The organism is Staphylococcus sp. EG-SA-2 (genome assembly GCF_017152085.1).
The window spans coordinates 1-3,505 of record NZ_JACYHC010000541.1 but is presented as its reverse complement, the minus strand read 5'-3'; the positions used below and the strand labels follow the sequence as shown (position 1 = coordinate 3,505).

The 3,505-nt window shown below is 27.7% G+C and carries 8 protein-coding genes and 1 pseudogene; all 9 read right to left on the bottom strand.

Translation table 11 applies throughout. From position 1 onward, the window contains the following. On the bottom strand, positions 1 to 240 hold a 240-nt coding region (locus IDG60_RS09060; protein ID WP_076749712.1), incomplete at its 3' end, for a hypothetical protein. A 119-nt stretch (positions 241 to 359) separates the two neighbouring features. Next, entirely contained in the window at positions 360 to 572 is a 213-nt protein-coding gene (locus tag IDG60_RS09055) for a hypothetical protein (RefSeq protein ID WP_001566611.1), read from the bottom strand. After that, positions 539 to 667: a hypothetical protein gene (locus IDG60_RS09050; protein ID WP_031835011.1), complete on the bottom strand. Its 129-nt coding sequence runs from the start codon at positions 665 to 667 to the stop codon at positions 539 to 541. Before IDG60_RS09050 ends, IDG60_RS09055 begins: the two co-directional genes overlap by 34 nt. 64 nt (positions 668 to 731) lie before the next feature. Continuing rightward, the gene (locus tag IDG60_RS23965; protein ID WP_000273438.1) at positions 732 to 854 is read right to left on the bottom strand and encodes a hypothetical protein; all 123 of its coding nucleotides are present in this window, start codon (positions 852 to 854) and stop codon (positions 732 to 734) included. Between the two features lie 5 nt (positions 855 to 859). Beyond that, positions 860 to 1,294, bottom strand: a complete 435-nt coding sequence (locus IDG60_RS22255) for a hypothetical protein (RefSeq protein ID WP_000910096.1) — start codon at positions 1,292 to 1,294, stop codon at positions 860 to 862. A gap of 195 nt (positions 1,295 to 1,489) precedes the next feature. Further along, positions 1,490 to 1,696, bottom strand: a pseudogene (locus IDG60_RS22250) (minor capsid protein); the annotation flags it as partial. 72 nt (positions 1,697 to 1,768) lie between these two features. After that, the gene (locus tag IDG60_RS09040; protein WP_000956747.1) at positions 1,769 to 2,020 is read right to left on the bottom strand and encodes a hypothetical protein; all 252 of its coding nucleotides are present in this window, start codon (positions 2,018 to 2,020) and stop codon (positions 1,769 to 1,771) included. A 127-nt stretch (positions 2,021 to 2,147) separates the two neighbouring features. Then, positions 2,148 to 2,252, bottom strand: coding sequence for a hypothetical protein (locus IDG60_RS09035; protein ID WP_000477492.1), 105 nt, complete (start codon positions 2,250 to 2,252; stop codon positions 2,148 to 2,150). A gap of 510 nt (positions 2,253 to 2,762) precedes the next feature. Further along, positions 2,763 to 2,948 (bottom strand): hypothetical protein, encoded by a 186-nt coding sequence (locus IDG60_RS09030; RefSeq protein WP_000006110.1) that lies wholly within the window; start codon positions 2,946 to 2,948, stop codon positions 2,763 to 2,765. Between the last annotated feature and the right edge of the window lie 557 nt (positions 2,949 to 3,505).

Genomic DNA, 3,505 nt, shown 5'->3' with positions numbered 1-3,505 from the left:
ATTATAAAGTTGCTTTAGAATATTATCAACTATCGCTTCATTATTTCTCATAGTTATAGATTGTTTTATATCTTTCATAATTTTATAAACTTGAGACTGATTATATAATGAAGTTTTACTTATATGTTTTACTACACTATAGTTAGTAACAATAGTCGTTGTTTGGATAGATTTATTTCCAATAAACATCTTTAAACCATTCAATGAAAATCCTGATTGTCCAGGATGGTTATGTAACATAACAATTGAATTCGGTTTACTGTTAAATAATAATTCGGTTGCTTGTTACCCTGGCACAAAAGATACACTATCTTGATCGCCATATACTTTTGTAACTTTAGCACCTTTTAATAAATAAGCTACTTCATTTTAGCTAACTTCTCAGCTTCTTGAACCGCATCTTTAATACGTTCATCTGATTTTTTGCGTTCTCTAGCTATACGCTCTTTAATCAATTGTGATACTTCTTCTTGAGAAAATGTTTTCTCATTCTGTTGTGATTGTTCATCACTGTTGTCTAGTTGCTCTTCGTTCTGAGTTACGTCAGTAATATTACTTTCATTTTTCTCCATGAGACATACCTCCGTTTATAGTCTGTCGACTGATATTCCATACTTGCTTTTAAAATGTCATCAGCACGTTTTGGACAATAAAAAATAACCTTCACATTGGAAGGTTAAAAAAGTGTATAAAAATAGCACCACTTTCTCTTTATCTGTGTAGAAAGGATGCTATTTTTCTAATTTTTGTTCTTTATTCTTATTTTCTAATTCTATTGCTTTCTTGTATTCTTTATCCAATAATTCTTGTGACTGTTTATTAGTTATTTCACCATCTAACTGTGCAAAATACATTTTAATCACCTAACTTTATATATTATGTTACCACTATTATATAATCTCTTTAGAATCATATCAATATCCTTATGATTGAATTTTTTTATATTCTTATTTTTATTATATTTTTTAATACAATCAATACAAGTTGATTTGCAATATTCTTTTGTCTTAGTTAAGTACTTTGTTTGACCTTTATTTGTAACAATTGTCAGTGTTTTAATAGAATTATTAAATATAAATAAATACAAGTCTGTAAGAGAAAAACTAGACTGCCCAGGATGGTTATGTAACATAACAATTGAATTCGGTTTACTGTTAAATAACAATTCTGTTGCTTTTTCCCCTGGTGCAAAAGATACACTATCTTGATCACCATATACTTTTGTAACTTTACCATCTTTTAATAAATAAGCTACTTCATTGCTATCATTGTTTTCTTTGGCATCTTTAAGCAAGGCTTTATGTTGTTCTTGTATAAATTGATTTTCTTCTTTGGTATGTGTTGGAATATCAACATATCTGACTTTATCAATTGCTTGATCAGTAATATATATTTTCTTTCCTAATACTTTAGCTTGTTGTAATTCATCTTTGGTTGTGTCATCTTCTACTTGATATTTACCTTCACGCTCTTTAAAGAACTTGTCTCACCAATTGCCAACATGTGGCACTGTGGTACTTCTACACCAAGGATGCATAGGTGGCGCATTCACACCTGGTATCATATCTTTAACTTTAAATACTTTGCCGTTGAGCGAATGACATAGTTTAGACGTTTTACTATCTATTTTGGCAACATATTTATATTCGCCATCTTCACCAAGTTCTTTTAAATATGTTAACTTTTGTGATTCTGCTATTTCAGTAAATAGTTAAAAAAGCATATAAAAATAGCACCACTTTCTCTTTATCTGTCTAGAAAGGATGCATTAATACCATGCTATTTTATAATTTTCGGGAAATTCTTGCTTCTCGATAAAGTCTCTTACTACAGAAAAAGACTTATTACGATATAACATAAAATATTCTTCATTTTCTATTTCAGATAATGAGAAATCTATAACCTCTGCATCTTTTTTATTAAAAGTTACTGAACCTTTACCGTTACTTATATCATCTTCAGGTATATATTCATATATTATAACCTGTTCATCTTCTTTCAATTTTATTAATGTAAGCATTTAATCCACCTTCTTTTTTATAAAAATTGAATAATCGTATTTTTTGATACAATTTTATATGCATAATCATAGTTGAAATTATACTTATTCATCAAATAATGTTCAAGCGCCTCATGACGCAGCAGTATTAAATCTTGTTTTTTATTGTTTTTCCTTCTCTTAAACGTTGCCAACTTACTGCGATATTATATTCTGGATAATAACTTAAAATCGAATAATTCACTTTGAACATAACAAATCACTCCTTGTACAGTGTTGAAGCAAGTATTATTATTAAATTGTAGGAGTGAAATTCCCTCCTGACTGATTAACGCTCGAATGTCCATTCAATCTTTATAAAGTAGAGATTTATTAAGATTAACAATTTGGTACATTTGAGCTTTTTTATTTCCTTCACTCTCATCTTCTTAAACTTATATGTTCATTATACAAATATAAAAAGCTATAACAATATAATGGAAATGCCCCTTCGAAGTAGACATTGAAAAAATGAAAACTTTGAAGGGAGCATTTCAAGACGATCCATTCCAATCTATTTTATCATTTAAAACTTAACACTCATTTTCCCTTATTCGATGCTAATTTAGTGTAATAAATTCTAAATGAAACGACATACTCCTTTTTCACAAATTGGAATGTACTATTTTTGTATTTTAATCATTATAATATCCATTTACCATATGATTTTTATTAATAGTTAAATCAAATAAACATAGCTTGATTAATTTATACAGTAGTTATATTACAAAACTTTATTGGCATATTCATATAATTTTTCTGTTGTATTCAGGGTTAGATTATCTACTTCGCGTTTGCCCTGTCTTAATTGTGAAAGTACATATTGAGAAACTCCAGTTTTTTTAGAAATTTCATATCCTGTTAAATTACTTTCAATTAATTCAATTATCTTTTTCTTGTATTCTGACATTTTTTCATCTCCATATCTGTACAATTTTTACTGCTTTTTTCGAAATCTGTGAACTCAACGTAGTTTTTATTTATAAATGATTTTATTATTTTTCTATTTATTAATGGCTATCAACACTTCATAATAGTTAAATTTTATATTTTCAATTTTTGTTTCTACATATTAACGACTTTTCATCATCAATTACTTTGTCAAAGATAAACGATTTGTCTTGTATACTTTACGCCTTTTACTAAACTTCAATGTTTAGTATTCATTGAAGTTTACAACCACTTCTAAAGTTTAACCTTTTATGTATTTTTATTAGATTAGTGTCTTTCAATATTCAAACTACTAATTCCAGTAGTCTATTAAATTTGAGATATTGAGATATCTTTAGACTTTAATTTTTCCGGAGTCATATAGACTTCTCAAATACTATACATTTATTAGTCAAGTCCAGACTCCTGTGTAAAATGCTATACAATGTTTTTACCATTTCTACTTATCAAAATTGATGTATTTTCTTGAAGAATAAATCCATTCATCATGTAGGTCCATAAGAACGGCTCCAATTA

Coding starts and splice junctions, on each gene's coding strand:
- IDG60_RS09055 (WP_001566611.1), bottom strand. CDS start 572: ATGGAGAAAAATGAAAGTAATATTACTGACGTAACTCAGAACGAAGAG.
- IDG60_RS23965 (WP_000273438.1), bottom strand. CDS start 854: ATGTATTTTGCACAGTTAGATGGTGAAATAACTAATAAACAGTCACAA.
- IDG60_RS09040 (WP_000956747.1), bottom strand. CDS start 2,020: ATGCTTACATTAATAAAATTGAAAGAAGATGAACAGGTTATAATATAT.
- IDG60_RS09035 (WP_000477492.1), bottom strand. CDS start 2,252: ATGTTCAAAGTGAATTATTCGATTTTAAGTTATTATCCAGAATATAAT.
- IDG60_RS09030 (WP_000006110.1), bottom strand. CDS start 2,948: ATGTCAGAATACAAGAAAAAGATAATTGAATTAATTGAAAGTAATTTA.